General features: G+C 62.7%; 5 protein-coding genes. 4 read left to right on the top strand and 1 reads right to left on the bottom strand.

Annotated features, from left to right (window positions below; all coding sequences use genetic code 11):
- Positions 1-560 precede the first annotated feature (560 nt).
- The 4 genes from ACFOJE_RS21035 to ACFOJE_RS21020 all read left to right on the top strand — a co-directional run bounded on the left by ACFOJE_RS21035 (position 561) and on the right by ACFOJE_RS21020 (position 4,359).
- Positions 561-743 carry a hypothetical protein gene (locus tag ACFOJE_RS21035; protein WP_377816945.1) on the top strand — a complete coding sequence of 61 codons (183 nt, stop codon included), beginning with the start codon at positions 561-563 and terminating at the stop codon, positions 741-743.
- 364 nt (positions 744-1,107) lie between these two features.
- Positions 1,108-1,941, top strand: coding sequence for a vWA domain-containing protein (locus ACFOJE_RS21030; RefSeq protein WP_377816944.1), 834 nt, complete (start codon positions 1,108-1,110; stop codon positions 1,939-1,941).
- 8 nt (positions 1,942-1,949) lie between these two features.
- Positions 1,950-2,678 carry a hypothetical protein gene (locus ACFOJE_RS21025; RefSeq protein WP_377816943.1) on the top strand — a complete coding sequence of 243 codons (729 nt, stop codon included), beginning with the start codon at positions 1,950-1,952 and terminating at the stop codon, positions 2,676-2,678.
- Between the two features lies 1 nt (position 2,679).
- A complete protein-coding gene (locus tag ACFOJE_RS21020) occupies positions 2,680-4,359 on the top strand; it encodes a protein kinase family protein (RefSeq protein WP_377816942.1) in 1,680 nt (559 codons plus the stop codon).
- A gap of 273 nt (positions 4,360-4,632) precedes the next feature.
- Here the strand turns inward: ACFOJE_RS21020 and ACFOJE_RS21015 are convergent, their stop codons facing one another.
- Positions 4,633-19,215 carry a PLxRFG domain-containing protein gene (locus ACFOJE_RS21015; protein WP_377816941.1) on the bottom strand — a complete coding sequence of 4,861 codons (14,583 nt, stop codon included), beginning with the start codon at positions 19,213-19,215 and terminating at the stop codon, positions 4,633-4,635.

The following is a 19,215-nucleotide window of genomic DNA, read 5'->3' as shown; positions in this document are numbered from 1 at the left end:
CCAAGCCCGGCGAGATGCTCGCCGAGTGCGGCCTGGACGCCGCCGGCATCGAAGCCGCCGTCACCCGCCGCCTGGCCCAGCTGGGCTGAGCCCCGCCGCCCCCCCGTGCGCGACCGCCGTCGCGCCGGGGGCGCAGCGGCCTGGATGAGAAGTAGCGAATCAGCGAAGGAGGAGTACCAGGAACTCTTCCTATGACAACACCGGCAAGTAGCCCCCTCTCCGCGCCCACCATCTTTCGAGCACCCAAACAAAAAGGCCAGGTCATTACTGACCTGGCCTTTTTGTTAAATTTATTGGTCGGGACGGAGTGATTCGAACACTCTACCCCTTGCACCCCATGCAGCGGCAAGAACAGTCATAACTATTTGATTTTGCTGAAGATAGTAAATCTTTAGACAGAGCAAATTTACGATCTTTAGTGGCGTTTCGCAAACGATGGAATGCACCCTGTAGCGCAGGTTTTGCGCCACATTCTCGCCTGTCCGGGCAATCAATTCCCTCCTGTAGAAACGCTCACCTTGCTACCCTAGATAGCTATCAATTTGCCACCTAAAACGCCCATGACCACCAGCAGCAAGGCCGTCTTATCCGCCCTGGAACAGGCCCAGGACATCCTCGCCAGATGGTTTGAACCAGATGGGATATCAGCAGAACAGGCCATGAATGAACTGTTGCCGATCTTGGATAACAAGAAGCTGGTACGGACGCAGCGACAGCTTCGGCGTGAAATTGGTGATGACTGATCAGTCGAAGGCCGGAGCGCCAGCCTGACGTCTGGAGTGAAGTAGCCCCTTCCTTACTCGTCCGGGCGCGCTCATCCGTGCTGCCGTCGCTGTCAACCAGGCACCCGTGCACTTACGTGGCACAAATTAGTTCACTGCCTCTGGTCACATAGGGCTATGTCATGTAGCAGAAACGCATACGGCAGGCACGAGGAGTTGGCGAAAACTGTCTCGGTACCCGCCGGAACGCAGATCACTCAGTACTCGGCCTTTAATACGAAAATAGTGACCGGCCCTCTGGGTGGCCGCGTAATAGCCATTTGCCCTTGGCGCTGCGATTGTTATGGGGTAAAAATCAGAAATCATTTCTTAGCATGAGATTACCATGTCATACAGTGCCGAAATCAGCCGTACCACACCTACTGCTTTTCTCTTTTTGGTCGACCAGTCTGGATCCATGCAGGACACCATGGAAAACGGTAAGACCAAGGCACAGTTTGTCGCTGATGTGTTGAACAGAACATTGTACTCCCTGGTTCAGCGCTGCACCAAGTCCGAAGGCACCCGTGATTACTTCGATGTCGGGGTGCTCGGATACTCGGGCTCCTCCGCACAAAATGGCTTAAGCGGCGCGCTGGGGGCATCAGTACTCAACCCCATCTCTCAAATTGAAGCGAATCCGCTGCGAATCGAAGATCGCACCAAGCGCGTCGACGATGGCGCGGGCGGCTTAGTCAATCAATCGATCAAGTTTCCTGTGTGGTTTGAACCTAAGGCTGCAGGTGGCACGCCGATGTGTGACGCCATTACACGTGCCGCAGAAGAGCTGGCGGCCTGGTGCGATGCCCACCCTGATAGCTATCCGCCGACCGTCTTGCATATAACCGATGGTGAGTCAACCGACGGAGACCCTGAGGCATTAGCGGGCCACCTACAACAGATTGGTACTAAGGACGGCAACGTTCTGCTGTTCAACCTACATGTGAGCACAGCAGGAGGTGACGCAATCCGCTTCCCAACGTCCAATGCCGCTCTGCCAGACGCTTACGCTTGTCTCCTGTATCGCATGTCTAGCCCCCTGCCAGTGCACCTGCATAATGTGGCGATGGATAAAGGCATCAACGCAACAATGGAGTCCCGAGGATTCATCTACAACGGAGAGATTGCCGAGATCGTCGATTTCTTTGACATCGGAACACGAGCTGCACAGCTTCGATAAGGACGACGATGGACATCCTTTTCCAAGGTACGGTCGCCAAGTTTGTCGATCACTCCGAGGATAACGAAGACGCCCTCCTTGTAGACAGAGAGCGAGGCCGTATCGTTGTCTGCGATGGCGCATCGGAGTCTTTTGACGCTAAGAATTGGGCTCACCTGCTGGTTGACAGCTTCAGCAAGTGCGACCTGATACAGTCAGTAGTGCAAGTGTGTCAGGCAGAATTTAAGGCGATCCACAACCCGGCTGAAATGAGCTGGTCAAAAGCCGCCGCCTATGAGCGCGGCAGCTTTTCCACCTTACTGATCGCACAGGAAAATCCTGAGGCGCAGTGTGTACATATAACCTGCCTCGGCGATTCCTTTGCCGTACTGACAGACGGTGAGCGTCTTCTTGGAAGTCTGCCTTACCAAAGTGCAGATGGCTTCAATACCCGCCCTTTCTTACTATCCACGGTTGAGCAGCACAATACCCAGTTGTGGGTGGATAACAACCCGTTGGTTTCGGCTGCTCAATGGAGCTATGAAGGAAAAAAGCTCTACCTACTCTGCATGACCGATGCTTTGGGCGCTTGGCTACTCAGCTGTATCGAAAAAGGTAATCACGAGGCCTTGAAATACCTTGTTGGTATCCGCTCCATCACCGAGTTGATCGATCTGGTGGAGGACGAGCGTGGCCAGAGGACTATGCGCCGCGATGACAGCACCTTGGTCATAGCTCTTCTTCAGGGAGACTCCTGAGGTGGCTTATCCTTCTTTCGAACAGTACAACGAAGCACTGCAGGCGCCTCATCTATATCTTTTGGATCCGCTACTCAAGGCTGGAAAAGTCCGCACGACCGGCTTGGGTATGCCCATGGCCATGTGCGGTGGTTTTGCGCTCACCTATTCGCTAGAGGCAGGCGGCAAGCGTTACGCGCTGCGCTGCTTTCACAAGGAAGCGCCTGAGCTTGAGCGGCGCTACCAGATTATTTCGCAGCGACTCAACCGACTATCGAGCCCCTATTTTCTGCCGTTCGAGTTTAATCCAAGCGGCATCCGTATCAATGGCCAGACCTACCCCATCGTCAAAATGGCTTGGGCATCGGGCGAAACCCTAAGCGAGTTTCTTGAACGTGAGCATGGTAACGCCAGCTCGATTCACCGGCTGAGGGCTGCGTTAGCCAAGCTATGCGAATTCTTGGAGAGCGAGCGCATAGCCCACGGCGATATCCAGCCCGGTAATGTCATGGTCAGCCAGAATGGTGGTGCCGTGCAGCTAATTGACTACGACGGCCTTTTCGTCGAAGCGCTACGTGGAAGACAAGCTGCCGAACTGGGGCAGTTGAACTTCCAGCATCCACAACGCTCGGCCAACAACTTCGACGAACGACTCGACCGTTTTTCTTTTATCGCTCTTGATGTCGCGTTACAAGCGCTGGCTACTGACCCGGGAATTTGGCGGCGCACACATTGCGATCCAGACGCAGTGGTCTTCCGGCGAAGTGACTTCCTCGCGCCGGGCGTCTCACCGGTATTCAAGGATGTAATGAAGCTGCCGGCGGTCGAGTCCGCTGCTAAGAACCTAGCTCAGATAGCATCGGCCCCAATAGATCAGGTACCGCGACTCGCTGAATTTCTCCAGCAACGCAACATCCCAATATCCAGAGTCTCCTTCGCTAATACAGCTCAGGCGGTACGAGCTGCGTACCAAAGCGCCTATCCGGTCCTCGAAGGTACGAACTATGCTTCCTTTCTAGCAGCAGTTGGCAATAAGGTAGAGTTGGTCGGCCGCATCCACTCAGTCGTACAGAAGCAAGCGAAAAACGGCAAACCCTATGTATTCGTCAACTTCTCCAACTGGCTTGGAACAGCCATCAAACTGACGATTTGGTCGGAAGGCCTTAAAGTACTCAGAAACGAAACGCCCACGGTGTCATGGATCGGTCGCTGGATAGCAGTTTCTGGTCTGGTAGAGCCCCCCTTTAAAAAGAATGGCTATACACACATATCAATCAACGTCACCCAGCGCGGGCAAATACAGCTCCTGACAGAGGAAGAGGCTCAGTACCGTTTAGGAAAGAAAACCTTAAGCGGGGGCCAAACAAATAAACGAGAAGAGACTACGCTACGGAACGCTGAAATCCTGCGGAATATGGAATCAAAGCCTCAGCCCCATCGCCAGCCACCACTCGTGGCTAAGCCAGTGGCCGCATCAAGCCTCGGGACTACTCCGAAGAGCGGCAACCAGCAGGTTCTGGAGCAAATGCGGCAGCGAGCACAAACGCCAGTGACACGCACTACGCAAACGCCAGTAACACACACTGCAAAAAGGCCTTCAACAACACCGCCTATGCCGCAACCCACCAAAAATAGGAGTAGCGGCGCTTGGATACTCATCCTGATCAGCATTGTTGTACTCATCGCTCTGATGGGAGGCTAGCATCCCTCAGCATCAGCGATAAAAACTGTCCTCGTGAGCTTCGCCGCGCTACCGCTTCGCTAGACAAACGGCCTGAGCCGTTGAATCTGTGGGAAGCGGTTCGCCGTTGCCATCCAGCGAACACCACCTCAATTACTGAAGGGATGCGGCCATACTTAGCAACCTGCCGCACCGGTCCTTGTCGAAGCCGCCTCCATCCCCAACACATCTATGCCTTGATCGAATAGATGCAAGTTCAACGAAGAGCAAGCACAAGCTGCCCCCTCCTTCTCTTTACAGTTCCGCTCTCAGTCCTTGAAGGCGGCTATCCAGCGCCAAACCTCCCTTCGTGCGCTCATCCCGCTGGGCGCGGGCCTTCATGGACAGCAGGAAGGTTCTGCCGGTGATGGCCACCGTTGGGAACCGCCGGTTGAAGTCGGCGATCTTGGCCTGGAGCGCCTGGCGCGACTCGGTATCGCCGGCCTTGGTCGCCATGGCGTACCGGTTCAGCAGCCGGCGCCGCTCGCTGAGGAGCTTCTGCTCTGCGTTCTTGAGCGCATTGTTGCGGTCGTACTGCTCGGTGATGTGGGCCGGGGTGAAGCCCATCGCCTGCGACAGCACGTTCCACATCGTCACCTCGTCCACCAGCGCATCGCCGGCCATGGTCTGCACACCCTCGCTGGCATAGCGGCCCGAGCGCATCGCATCCTTGACCGCCTTCGGCATCATGGTTTCCAGGCCGCGCCAGACATGCCCCTCGCCAATCTGCTTCATGCCGGTGAAGGCATTGCCGACCATCGCCGGGGCGGCCCCCAGGGCCTGCTCCATCCAGTAGTAGTAGGCGTCCTGCCCCTCCAGCTCGCGGCTGGGCGAGTAGAACCACAGGTTCCCCATCCCCAGGCGATCTGTCAGCGAGATATCCAGCGCCGCCCCGGGCACGCCGCCCAGGATTACCCGGGATAGATCCGGTCCAAGCGTCTCGGCCAGGGTCCGCTTGATCTTGTCCTCCGCGGTCCACTCGTCGTCGTCATCGTCCAGGGCATTGAGCAGCAGCAGGATGGTCTGCATCCCCGGAACGCCCATGACGCCCGCGAACAGGGCGAACATGGAGAAGATCCCGGCCAGCCGGCGGCGCGCGGCGTTCTTCACCTGGGCGCTCTCGCCCTTCATGGCATCCTTGAGGTCGATCACCAGGCGCGACAGCATGTTGATCGAATACTGCCGAAACACGAACAGCACCTTGGCCGTGTCGTTCTGCAGGTACCGCGCCCGGTTGCCGCTCGAGTAATCGAAGTGGGTGGTCCACGTCAGGTCGGCAGCCTCCTTGATCGCGGCCTCATGGCTCAGGCCACTCTCCCGGGCCATCCGGTACGCCGCCATGGCGGTGACCTCTCGGTTGTAGCGCTCGGCGTTGTGGAAGCCCCAGCTGATGTAGCCCATCACCTTCTGCCGCAGCGGGTTGTACTCCACCCCCGTCTCGCCGACGCCGGCCAGGTCGTGGGCCTGGGTCTTGTCGATCAGGCCCATGCGCAGGAACTCGGCGAAGGCCTTGGCCTCGTCGCCCTCCAGCTTGTTCTCGATGTGCCCGCGGCCGGTCACGAAGTCCGCGGAGGCCTTGGTCAGCGCCGCCAGGGCCTTCGCCTCGCTGCCGAAGCGGGTGCCGAGGATCGGGATACCCATCATCCACGTCTGCGTGGTGTTCACCAGGGCGGCCGCCGGCGTGATGCCGAGCTGGTAGATGAACGCGGCGCTGGTGATGCGCTGGGCGATCTTGCTGCCCTTCGGCGCCATCACCCACTCGTGCCGCTGACGCATCTCGTTGGCGATGGTCATGGCATCCACCGGGTCAGCTGCGTCCTTGGCCTGCTCCTCCATCTGGTCGACCAGATCGCCCATTTCGAGGGAGTGCTTCAAGCGGGCGATCTGATAGGACGAGTGGAACATGGAGGACGCGAAGGAGCGCAGCGCGTCGCGGCTGAAGCCGGCGACCTTCTTGCGGTGGATGAAGCCCTTGCGCATCGAGTAGTCGGGCAGCGTGTCGAGGTACAGCTGCCAGATCTGGTCGCCCAGCTCCTGGGCGTTCGGCTGCTCGGCCACCAGCTCCTGCAGGTCCGAGACGAATCCCGGGTCGACGGCGCCGGCGAGCTGCTGCTTCATCGACTGGCGCCCGACCTTCACCTCCAGGCCCGGGTAGGTCTTGCGCAGCTCCTCGGCGGCGGCCTCCATGGCGGCGGCGTTCTCGAACATGCTGAACGACACCAGCTTGTTGCCGTCGCGCAGCGCCACGAAGTAGTCGCCGAAGCGCTTGAGCGGGAAATAGGGCTCATCCACCCGCATGCTCTCGAACCGCTTGCGCAGCAGCAGGATCTTGGCGCTGTTGCCGTTCTCGGCCGCCGCCACGCGGCGCGCATAGCGTTTCTCAGCCGTCTCGATGGCCTCGTCAAGATCCTCGCCGGTCAGCTCGTCGCGGGCCTCCTCGATCGCGGCATCCCGGTCGCGGCGCGCGCGCCGCTTGGCGAACTCGGCACTCTTGCGGATGTTCTCCTCGATGACACGCTCCAGCAGGCCGATCTGCCCCCGGTAGGCGTCCCGAGCCTCGTTGAACATGGCCCGGTGCCCTTCCGGCAGCGCCTCGTATTGCGCCCGCAGGCGGTCGTACTCCGGCCGCTGGTCGGGGTTGTACCGGCTGCCGAACGGCTTGCTCGGGTCGATGCCGGCCAGGGTGGCGGCGTGCATCAGGTCCGACAGGGCGCGCTCGGCCTGGCGATCGGTCCACCGCAGCTTGAGCCAGCGCTGGGCGATCGCGTCGTACTCGGTGTGCAGCTCGTTGCGGTCGGCATCCATGGCGCGCTTCTGCTCCAGATACTGATCCAGGGCGGTCATGCTCTTGGGTGCGAAGTCGCGCAGGTAGGAGAGCGGCAAGGCTCCCAGCAGCGCCGGTTTCAGGTCGGACAGCTTGCCGCGCAGGCCTCGGGCGATGTTGCGCTTCTCCAGCTTGAACGGCGCCTTGCCGCCGATCCAGTCCGGGGTGAAGTCGGCCAGGCGGAATCGGGTGCCCGGGTCGAGGAAGCCATCGTCATCCGCCAGTATGGGTTCCCCGGTCTGCGGATCCAGATCAATGGTCACGGAGTCGGGATTGACGCGATCGAGTTCACGGCGTACAAAATCACCAGAAGCCTTGGTATTGGCCGGGAGCGACCCCTGAGCATTGCTCATATCGCCCGGAGAGACTGCCAGGGCTTCGTTTTTTCTGCCTACCGTGACAGTGTTGTAGAACATCCTGCCGTTCGCGTCTTCCCGCACAGTAAACACCGCCACAAGCGGATCACCATCAACATCGATGGGGGCCAGCAGCTTGTGATAGACGGTCGTCTGGCCATGCTTGTACGACAACGCACTACTGGCGTAGATGGAATGCTTGAAACTTGCACGAAGCTCCGACAGCACTACGAGCTTGGCAGGATCAGCAGCGGTTGAGGCTGACTTCTTGGCTCCGCTCATTCCGACGCGCACACCTCCCAGCTCATCGTGCTGCAACACCTCACCACTCTTGGCAAAATCCTTAAGCAGCGCCTCGACTGCAGCCTGCCTTTCCTTCTTACTCAACCCCGACCATGCCTCTGGAGAGCGCAGCTTGAGCGGGCTCATCGCATCCATCCGCAGCTGTGCCCGTAGCGCTTCCCAGTTGCCATACTCAGCCTTGTAGGTCGGCATCCTCACCTGAACCCATTGCTGATAGTTCAGCTTGGTGCGCCCTGCTACCTGGGCTGCGCGCCAGGCCTGCTCGCCACCATAGGCCTGAGCTGTCGTAGCGAACTCCCCGTCGTCCTCACTGCGGGAGAAGCGCACGTTGTCGGTGAGATCGAAGGTTCCGCGGTTGGCTACTGCCTTCACGCTCTTGCCGTCGAAGGCAACGGCCCAATTCAGTCCCTTGATCCAGAGGCCGTCATAACCCTGGGCCTGCAGATGCTCGCGGTAGGCGCGTACCCGCTCCGGTGACCAGTCGCCCATGGCCTCGAACTGCGCCATGGTCAACGTCCTGGGTTTCACCATCTTGATGAAGAAGCGCTCGACGAACGGGCCGTAGCGCTCCACGTTGCCCACGTCGCGGGTAGCGAAGAAATGCCCCAGCTGGGCCGTAGCGGTCCCAGTCTTGCCGCCCAGGCGGGCATTGGTGAAGCGCTCGCGCGGGTCGAAGCTGCGGTGATAGAACGGTACCGGGGTGCCATCCTTGGTCCGCATCTTCGAGTCGCCGAACCAGTGGCGGAAGAAAGCCGACTCGGTGCCCTTGCTGCGGTAGAGCGCGCGGGCGAACTCATCCAGCTGCTTGCCGTTGATTTCGGCACCTACCTCGGGGAGAGGTAGAGCCTCGGCGGTGGTACGGAAGCGTGGACCAGGCCCTGAACCTTGCGGTGTACGGCTGCCATTGCGAATGCCCTTGGAAATCACCTCGACTTCGCGCAGCAGCTCGCTCTTCGTGAGAATCCCACGCTTCTGCAGCCCAACCTTACGCAGGATACGGGTCAGCACGGAGCGCAGCAGGTCGACGATTTTCAGCGCCGTACTACGCTCCTGCTCCGCGATATTGGCAAAAACTTCCTCAGCCTGCTGCAGCTCCGTCTTATCGGAATACAGCCGGGCGATCTTCGTCCAGATCGGCTCTAGGCTCGGAACCTTTTTGCTGGCTAAGATTTTTTCGAGAAGAGCCTGCTTATCCTCTGGCTTAAACGTGTCCAAACCGTAGTGCCCGAGGATTTCGTGTCGCAGGGTTTCTCTAACGTCGCCCATCGACGACAGATGATCTGCGGCAAGGGTAAAAACTCCTCGTCCTGGGTGATAGGCGCCCTTGACGATTCCGATTTGATCGATGGTTCCCTTGGGTCCGTACAGTTCATATTGAGTCTTCCTAATCCATGGGGTGAGTTGGATGTTGCCATTGTAAGCAGCAAAGAACTCGCGCGCTGCCTGCTCTGCCTGGGCCAAAGTGATCGGGTTCTCTGGAGGCGTACCGACAACCACGCTGGACGGCGACAGGCCAGCGCGGGAGTAGCGCACGTCTGCCGACTCTGCCTCGGGTGCAGGTGCGGGCGCTGCTGAGGCCTGGGAAGCACTCTTCTCAACCTGCGGCGGCGTGAACTCGTGCTCCTCGTACAGCGGCATGCCTACGTTGTCGGTGGCCTCCATGTACGGGATCAGAGTGTTGCCCTTGTCGTCCTCGGCGATCACATACCAATTGTCCTGGCCGTACCGGTGACCAACGACGACGTAGGGCTTGCCGTTGCGGTAGACCTGCGAGTCGATCGGCGCCCCTTGGCGCAGCCAGGACGGCGGCGGTACCGGGTTCAGCTCCAGATCCTTCTCCAGATCGGCAAGCTGCTTGCTGACGCGCTCCAGCTCCCCGGCCTGGCCGAACGGCTGCTTCATGGCGTGGCGCATGTTTTCGACCGTAGCCAGGGCGGCATCGCGCTCGGCGATGTCGGCTTCCACCGATTTCGGGAAGTTGCGCATCTTGGCCTCGGCGCCGGCAATCCCCTTGCCGCCGAACTGCTGGCCGAAGGCCTTGATCGTGGTGGTGGGCGCATCAGAAAAGCCCAGCCACTCGATTTGCAGGGGCTGGCCGCCATAGGTGCCGACGGGCCGCGGCTTATCGCCTACGCGCAGGTTGGCGTCGACGTAATCCTGCAGGGCGGCAGCCGCATCCTTGCGGTTGTCGTAGGCCTTGCCGTCGATCGTCGCCGTGAAATCCTGCTGCTGGGAGGCGATCAGGTCAGCGATCTTGCCCAGCACCCCCTCACTCTGGATGCGCTCAACCTGGCTGTTGAGCTTGTCGGCATCCTCCTGGGCGTAACGCATCTGCCGGCGCATATCGGCGATGCCCTGCGAATACAGGCGCTCCTTGCGCTGCAGGCCTTCGAGCTTCTTCTGCAGCTTCACCCGCTGCAGGATGCGCGGGTCGCCGGCAGCCTCGGAGAACGACTCGAGGATATCGCTCTGCTCTTCGGCAGCGGCCTCGCCCTCAATCACACGCTGGCTCTTCATGTCCGCCTTCATAAAGGCGGTGATGAACCGCTGCTTGACGGCGAGGATCTGCCAGCGCCGGCCGTCCAGGCGATCGGTCATGTAGCGGTATTCGAGCACCGTGTTCCACTGGTTGCCCTGCCGCTGCCCGCGGCCGTTGCGCTGCTCCAGCTCGCCCGGCATGTAGGGGGCGTCCAGATGGTGCATGGCCCGCAGGTTGCGCTGCATGTTCACGCCAACACCCAGGGTATCGGTAGAGCCGAGCACCACACGGATGCGGCTGTCGTTCATCGCCTTGGCGATTTCCTTGCGCTGGTCCTTGCTGGTCTTGCCGTCCACGATGGCGATCTGGTCGCGCGGGATACCGCCCTGCACCAGGCGCTCCACAATGTCGTGGATCGTGGAGAAGACCTTGTAGGTGGCCGTGTGCTTCTCGCCGTTCTCGGAGGTGCGGGTACGCCGCACGCTACGGCTGAAGCCCATTTCCCCGAAAATCACCTGATTCGCTTGCGGGTGGCTGTTGTAAATCTCCAGCACGTTGCGCACGACGCGGCTAGCCTTGCTGCTCGGATCGTCCTGGGTCTTGCCCTCCTGCCCGGCCAGGCCCTCGTCGATCAGGCGCACGTCGAAGCTCGCCTTGTTGGCGATACCCTCGGTGATGATCGGCGAGCGCGGATCGCCCCGGCGCTTCCATTCGCGGCGCTGTTTTCCGGTACCGCTACGCCAGTCGCGGGCATAGCCCTGCAAGTCTTGGAAGATGGCCATCTGCTCCGGCGTCATGTCGGCCGACTCGTTGATGACCTTTTTGTAGGGGCGGTCCTGGGCCTTCTCGGTGCGGCCATTGAGCAGCTCGGCGCGCTCGGCCTCGGTCAGGTCATCGGCGATGGTCTTGCCGCTGGCCGTGCGGCGCGGCTGCATTTCCGGCATGTCGTCGGCGAACACGGTGTCCATGTACTGCCCGACCATCTGCCGCAGCTCGGGCACGTTCACGAAGCCGGCCAGGCGCGTGACCATCTCGTAATCGCCGGCCGCGGTCAGCTCCACGTCTTGCACCTCGGTGGCGAACGAACCGAACCAGCCGTCCCAATCCGCCACGCCGGCCGCTTCCATTTCCGTCTCCATCACATAGCGCATCTGGTGATAGATTTCGGTAATGGTGTTGGTGATCGGCGTACCAGTGAAGGTGTGCACGTTGCCGCCGTTGTTCATCTGGCGGACGTAGCGGGTCAGGAATTGCAGGGCGATCGAGCGGTCGGATACCTGGGTGTTGAGGCCCTTCATCTGCATCCGGGTGACGATCGGAGGCTTCTTGAACTCGTGCGCCTCGTCCACCAGCAGCATGTCGATGCCCAGGTCTTCGAACGCGACGGCATCCTCTCGGCTGGACTGCTGGGCCTGCTTCTTGATGTTCTCGATGATCCGCTTGCGGGCCTTCGCCAGTTCCTTCGCGGTGGTGGAGCGAACCTTGGCGATCGCCTCGTCGTCGTTCAGATCCACCTTGCTGACGTCCACCCCATCCTCGGCGGCGGCGTCGTAGAACTCCTGCTCCAGGGCGGAGATATCATCCTCGGCCATCCGCGTGAGGGTTTCCTCGCGCAGGGCCAGCCGATCGATCAGGGAATGCGGGATCACGATGGCATCCCAATCGTCGTTGGCGATCTGGCGCAGGCGAATCGCGCGGTTGTTCTTGTCGAGGTTGTCGATGTAGAGCACGCGGGCCGCCGGGTACATCATGCGGATTTCCGCGGCCACGGTGGCGCTGTTGGCGTTGTGCGCCAGGATGGCCGGCTTGCGGGCAATGCCATAGCGGCGGCTTTCCACGGCGATCCCGCCCATGGTGAAGGTCTTGCCGGTACCGACCTCATGCGCGTTCAGCGAACGGCGGTTGACGATGCCCCGCCAGATCGCATTGGCCTGGTGCTGGCGGAGATTGAACACCCCGTTCCCCAGCGTCAGCGCCATGCCTTCGAAGGTCAGGAACGAACCGTCGTACTTCGGCGTGGCCCAGGCATTGCGGGATTCGTTGTACTCGCGCTCCAGATCCACGCGCCGGGCCGGGTCGCTCCATACCCAGGTGGCGAAGTCCTCACGGATCTTGGCGAGGCTGGCATTCGCCTCTTCCGAGCGCTTGGCGTCGTACACGTCATTGCCATGCTCGTCCTTGCTGGTCAGGCGCAGGGTCTGATTGCTCAGCGCAGCCTGCACCAGGCGGCTGAATAGCACCTGGCTGCTGCCGTAGTTGGCCTTGGCTTCCGGCAGAGCATTCAGCTCGCCGCTCAGCTTCACCTTCCAGCGGCCGGAACGGAATTGCACCTCGACGCCGGCCGGGCTGGGACGGGACAGCATGTGCGCGATGTAGTCGGCGTAGACCTCGGTCGGTATCCACGTCGCGCCGAGCTTGGTTTCGATGTTGAAGTACGGAATGTCCGCGGGCACGACGCCCTGCAGCGCCTCGACGTTGCGGGCCATGGCCGCGTTGCCGTCATCCAGTGCGGCCTTGGCCTCGCGCAGCTTCAACCGCACGTTGCCCGATAGGTAGATATCGGATGGGACGATATCGCCATTCGGTGCTTCGAATACGGCACCGCTCTCGATCAGCTCGGCGCGGACCCGAGCCAGCGGCTTGCCGGCGATCTTGGCGACGTCCTCGAGGCTCGGATTCACCGACAGGTTGCGCGCCAGCACATAGGCATCGCGCACGTTCGGGTTCTCGATGGAGCGGCGCGATCGAGTGGTGCTGCGCTGCATGACGGTCGCCGGGGTGCCGTCGTCGTTCTCCAGGGCGGCCAGCTCGGCATAGAACGGGTCGTCCAGCTTCTGCAGGTAGCCCAGGGCGAAGGAGCTGCGCAACGGCCCGTGCTGTTTGACGAAGGCCTGGTAGCCCTCGCGCAGCGCCTTGCGGGCCTGCTCGGCATCCTTACCGCTGCGCTCCGCGTCGATCAGGGCGCTATGGCGCTTGCGCAGGTCTACCGCGGCCTTGAGTTCCTGTTCGCGGGCGGCGGTCTTCCTGGCGTCCTTGAGCACATACTTGGATTCGTCGTTGGCGAGCACCAACTGATCACCCAGGGCGACCATCAGCCGATCGTTGACCACCGCCAGGGCACCGTGGCGCTCGCCGGTTTCGTTGGCGTAATAGGTCAGGTGGTCGGCCTGCTGGCTGGGCTGGAAGGCCTTTTCCGGCACCAGCTCGATCGCCTGCTTCAGGCGCTCGGCCATGTTGTCCGGGCGATGCACGATCATCCCGGCCTTGAAGGTGGTAGTCCCGTGGCCGTAATCCAGCTGGCCAATGATGTTCTGCGGGTTCTCCAGAAAATACTGGTTGACGCGCACAGCCTGGCCCGAAGGGGTCTGGAAGTCGCCCGTCTCCACCCAGGTCGCATCCTTGGGCACGGCGACCAGACGCTCCGGACGCTTGCGCAGGATCACGATGTCGGTGACGACCTTGGTCCCGGCGTACTCTTCGAAGGCACCGGAGGGCAGGCGGATCGCGGCCACCAGCTCAGCCTTGCGGGCCAGCTCGCGGCGGATCGTGGTGTTCTGCTTGTCCATGGAGCCGGCGGACGTGATGCCGATGACGATGCCACCTGGGCGGACCTGATCGACCGTCTTGAGAAAGAAGTAGTCGTGCAGCATCGGGTTCAGCTTGTTGTAGCGGCGATCGGCGACCGGCGTGTTCTCGAACGGCCAGTTGCCGATAATCAGGTCATAGAAGCCGTCCGGGGTCTTGGAATCCTGATAGCCCATGATCCGCACGTTTGAGCGCGGGAACAGCTGCTTGGCGATCGCCCCCGTGGTTTCGTCCAGCTCGATGCCGGTCAGCTGGCTGCGGGCTTTCAGGTCGGCCGGCATCATGCTGAAGAAGTTGCCGGTCCCCATCGAGGGCTCTTCGACCTTGCCGCCCTCGAAGCCCATCCGGCGCACCATGTCCCACATGGCCATGACGGTGGGCGGGTCGGTGTAGTGGGCGTTGGTGATGGAGCGCTGGGCCGACTTCCAGGCCGATTCGCCGAGGGTATCGCGCAGCCACTGGCCACGCTCCTTCCAGGCGCCTTCATCCTTGTAGACCGGGTGGTCCCAGGTTCCCTGGAACAGCTCCTGACCGAACGAGCCCCAGCCGATGTAGCCGGCCAGGATCTTCTGCTCCTCGGGGTTCGCCTGGCGTCCTTCCTCCTCCAGAGTCTGGAGCAGTTCGAGCGCCTGGCGGTTGCGGTTGAACCGCTGCACCGGGGTTCCCCCGACGATTTCCAGCGGGTTGTCGATGTGGAAGTCTTCGGCCTGTACGCCAGTCGCTGCCGGGGAGGCCGGCTGGGAGGATGGGCCGGAGCGAACCGACTCCATGTGCGCCTTGGCGGCGGCCAGCACGTCGGGAAGCGTGCCGGTGACGGCATTTTCCTTTCCACGGCTGGTCATCGCCCAGCGGTCGCCGTCTTTCGTGATGACGGCTGTGGCGTACTCGTAGCCCTTGAGTGCTACCGTGAATTTTCGCCCTGTGGGCGTGCCTACCGTGGAGAGGCCGGCGGCGGTTACCGCTTGTAGAATTCCCTCGGCATCATCGCTGCCTCGGCCTCCGGCGACATCCGCGGATTCGGCTGCAGGACTTCTTCCGGCTCCAGCATCAGATGGTCGATTTCCGCCTGCTCGCGGGCGTCCGTCACCGGCAGCCCGGCCCGGAGATTTTCGTTCATCGCCTGCCACATCCGTTCCTGCAGGACGTAGGCCAGCGGCTCCGCCAGTTTCAGCTGGGACAGACGAGCCCACATTTTCGGGCTGTCGCGCCGCCACGTCTCCAGTATCCGCTGATGCAGCCGCCGGTTGTGGATCACGTCCTCGTCCGCTCTCAGGCGCATGTACTCGAGTCGAATGCGCTTGATTTCCGCGGGGCTCAGCGTTTCCTGATTCATTGGCAGTGTTCTCCAGGGCGGGGCGGGCCAGTTCCGGCGGCAAGCCGTTGGCCTCGCGCAGGATCATGGTAGCAATTTCATCGGCGGTCAGGTCAACCGGCGCCCAGCGATTCACGCCCTGGGCGGCGTAGGTATCGCCGGCCTTGCGGCTGACGCGGTACATAACCGCGATGCCGCTCTTGGTGTTCGGCACGACGCCGCGCAGGGCGCTGTCGCCGATGCTGACGTAGGCGTTCAGGCCGGTTTCAGTGCGCATCGCCAGGGTGACATCGCCACTGACGGCGGGGCCGGCCTCATTCACCGATACGGCCTTCCGATAGCGCCCCTTGCCATCCGTGTGCGGCATGTAGCCGGCCTTCTCCAGCACCTTGGCCACCTCTTTCAGGTAGCCAGTGGCATCCTTCAAGAAGGCGTCCTTGGTGTCGTTGCCGACTTCTCGGGCGCCGTCGCCGTAGCCGTCGATGTGCTCGACGCCGAAGTCTTGAATCAGCGTGCGATCGGCCCCCTTCCCGGCCTTCTTCGCCCGGGTAGCCGGCGCCTTCACCTCGGTCCCCAGCGGCGCGGCTTCCTCGGCCGGCAGGCTGCTATTCAGCTCCTTGTGGAGCCTCAACGACTCCTCGGGGCTGGTCATGCCCTCGGTGTCCAGGCCTGGGTAGTAGCGCACGTTCTCCCAAAAGCCCAGGAGGTACGGCTTAATCCGCTCGCCGAAGTCCTCGACCATCAGTTGGGCATACTCGCGGAAGTTGCGGACGCCGACCTCGATGTAACCGCCAGCGATGGTCATGCCGGCGGTGGCCAGCTCCGGGTCGAAACCGGCATTCAGCTGGCCCAGCTTGGATTTCAGCAGGGCGCGGGCCGCCGCTACCTTGTCAGCGGTGAAGATGGTATTGCCGGCGAAACGGTCATCGGCGGCTTTGGCCTTGGTGGCGGACTGCTGCTGATCGGCCGGCGGTACCTCGCTGGAGGTCGCCGGCTTCGAAAGATCCCCGCCAGCAAGCCAATCCTTGAACTGCTGCACCGATAGGGAGGCAACCGGGCCCACCTTCCAGTCAGGATCGAAGTTGGAGCGGTAGGCGGCCACGGCCGACGCTTCATCCGGATAGCCGAGCATGACCTTGTGCTCATCGAAACTGCCATCCTGCTGGTGGAGCTGGTCGACGACGAATACTCGATCGCTCTCCGGCTGCGGGCCGACATACACGTCGACCTGCTCATTGTCAGAGCCGACGCTGCGCTTGATGTAGCCGTAGTGGTCGCTCATGGTGTGGCGCCATTCGGTGCCATCCGGCCGCATGCCGCGGCGCTCGGAGCCGCGGGGATTCTCGATGGAGATATCCAGGCCCTGCACGCGAACGTGCCCTTTCTTGTAGTTCCCGGCCTCGATTTGGGCCTGGCTGGGCTCTGGCAGATCGTTGTGCGGCGAGGTGGCCGCTTCATGCGCGGCGCTGTCTATCTCGGCCGAGCGCGAATCGGCCCCTGCTGCGGGGCTTGGCGCCGGCTGCTCGGGGGATGGCTGCGCAGCCTTACGCCGATCGCGGGCTGCCTTCCACGTGGCAAACTCGTCCTTGCCTTCGCTGGTCGCCTGCGAAGGAATGCCCAGCGTCGCCCGAACGCCGTTGATGAACCCGGCGCGATCGGTCAGATCCACAAAGGACAGCTCGTCCTTCATGGTGTCGATGACTTGCCTTGCGGTCAGCCCATCGGCGAATAGCTGCTCGATCTTGGCAGTGATGCCGCGGCGATCGGCCATGTCGCGGTCAGTCTGCGCATTCTGGTTAACCCAGCCATCCGGGTTCGGCCCGACTTGCTGACGCGGCAGGTCACTTTTCTGCGGCTCAGGCTTCCCGGTGGCCGGCGCCGATTGCTCGAGCTGTTGCTCGACCGGCCGCACCTCGTACTTGTTGCCCCGGGTTTCGACCGCATGGGTGGCGCCCAGCTTGTTCTTGGCGATGTACTGCTCGGCCTTCTTCCGCGAGCCGAACCATTTGACGGGCTTTTGATCGGCGGCTTGCTCGGCAGGCTGCGCCCCTGGGGCGGCGGGCGCTGCGTCTTTGACGGGCATTTGATCGGTAGCAGGCTGCGGCGCCTTCGCCGCCTCGAACGGCTCCAGCGCCTGGCGCAGGCGGGCGCGCTCCTTGCTCAGGTGCGTATTCCAGCCGCCACTCGCGCGGGCCTGGTTCTCGACATAGGCGAGCTGGTCGCGCAGCGCTTGCTCCTGCTGGGTCTGCTGGTCCTCCTGCACGCGGGAAGCAGCCGCATCGAGCCGCTGTTGCTGGCTATCGGTGACGGCCTGGCCTTCCAACTGCTGCCGCTGGGCCCGGGCCTGCAGCTCCAGGCTGCGCTGGCGGCGCCCTTCGGCATTGTCGCCATTGAGGCGGGCAGCCTTCGCCGCCTGACGCGCCTCGGCCTCCTGGCGGCGCAGCGCTTCGGCGGAGCTCACGGTGTCGGCCGGTACCGGCTGGTCGAGCAGCTCGGCAGCGGTCTTTCCGGTGACGCGCCAGGCGTTGCCATCCTGCACCACCTTGTACTCGTCGGCAGCATCCAGCTTGGCGCGGGCTCTCTCGGCGCCCTGGCGGCTCAGGTAGCGGGCCTTGATGGTCCGCGCCTCAGTATCGTCCGGCGCCAGCGTGGCCGACTGGGAGGGGACGGCAGCGGCCGGCGCAGTCGCCCCGTCGGCGGTGGCCGCTGGCTGCTCTTGCGGCTGGGCGTCCGGCTGACCGAGCTTGCCGGTGTCCAGTACCGGCGGGGCACTCTGCCAGTCCACCGGGCTGCCAGCCTTGGCGAACAGCTGCTGGCTGACCTTTTGCGGGTCGACCGCCGGGGCCTTGGCGCTCCAGTCCGGCTGGGAGGTGTTCAGATCCACCTGCTGCGCGATTCGCGCGGCATCCAGCAGCGGCGGCGCCGTGAGGCCGGCGGCCTGGTCAATCCGCTGGGTATCCAGCACCGGGGCCGGGGTCGGCAGCAGGTTCGCGGCGCGCGACAGCGGGCCGTTGTTCGGATTCGGCCGCGGCACCGGGGCCGGGCTCGGGTTATCCACGCTCGGCGCCGGCTGCACGCTGTCCTCGGCCTTCGGCGTGGCGGCCGGCAGCGCGCCGAAGCCGGCGCCCATCGCGCCGCCCGTCACCAGTCCTGTAGCCGCCGCATTGCCGACGCCCTCGCCCAGCGGCTTGCCCAGCGCATAGTTCTGCAGCCCCTGCTCGGCGACCGACTGCGGCATCTCCTGCAGGGCGCCCTCGACCGCAGCCCCGCCGGCCAGGCGCGCCGGCAGACCTCGGGCTCCGGCATTCTTCGCGCCCTCAACCAGGGCCGTATCCAGATCGCCCAGGCCCAGCTTCTGCCCGACCTTCGCCCCGCCCGCGCCGACCGCCCCGCCGATCAGGCCGGTGCCGGCCGCGGCCAGCTGCTGCTCGGGGGTAAGTAGGCCGTCCGGGGTCTGCTGGCGGATGTTCTCCGCGGCAGAGCCGGCCATGACAGTCCCCTCGCCCGCCGCGCCGGCCGCCCAGGGCGCCAGCTTGGGCGCCACTGCGCTGATGCCCCGGCCGGCCACGCCGCCAGCCAGCATGGGAGGCAGCGACTCGGCAACGGTGTGCGGGATCACGCTCGGGTTGTCGGCGAGCGCCTTGGCGGTATCGACGAAGCCATCCGCCTGGGCGACGTTGCGATTGGCGGCCTGCTGCTCGGGGCTCAGGTAGCTGTCGAGGATCTGCTTGGCCTCCTTGGGGCGGAAGCCGAGGCCTTCGGCGGCCTTGCCGGCGGCGCCGCCGGTAGCGATATCGGCCAGGCCGACCGCCGTTTCCGGTACCGCGATCGCCCCTTTCAGCAGGGAAATACCGGTGTCGCCCAGCCCGCGGCGGACAAGTCCGGATTTCTTCGGCTCCAGATCGTTGAGCAGGCCGCTGCCGCCCTCGGTGCCGGTGGTTTGCTGGCCTTTCGGCTCCAGATCGTCGAAAAGTCCCAT

The organism is Azotobacter bryophylli, from assembly GCF_042643485.1.
GTDB classification, from domain to species: domain Bacteria; phylum Pseudomonadota; class Gammaproteobacteria; order Pseudomonadales; family Pseudomonadaceae; genus Azotobacter; species Azotobacter bryophylli.
This window is presented reverse-complemented; position numbering and strand designations above follow the sequence as displayed.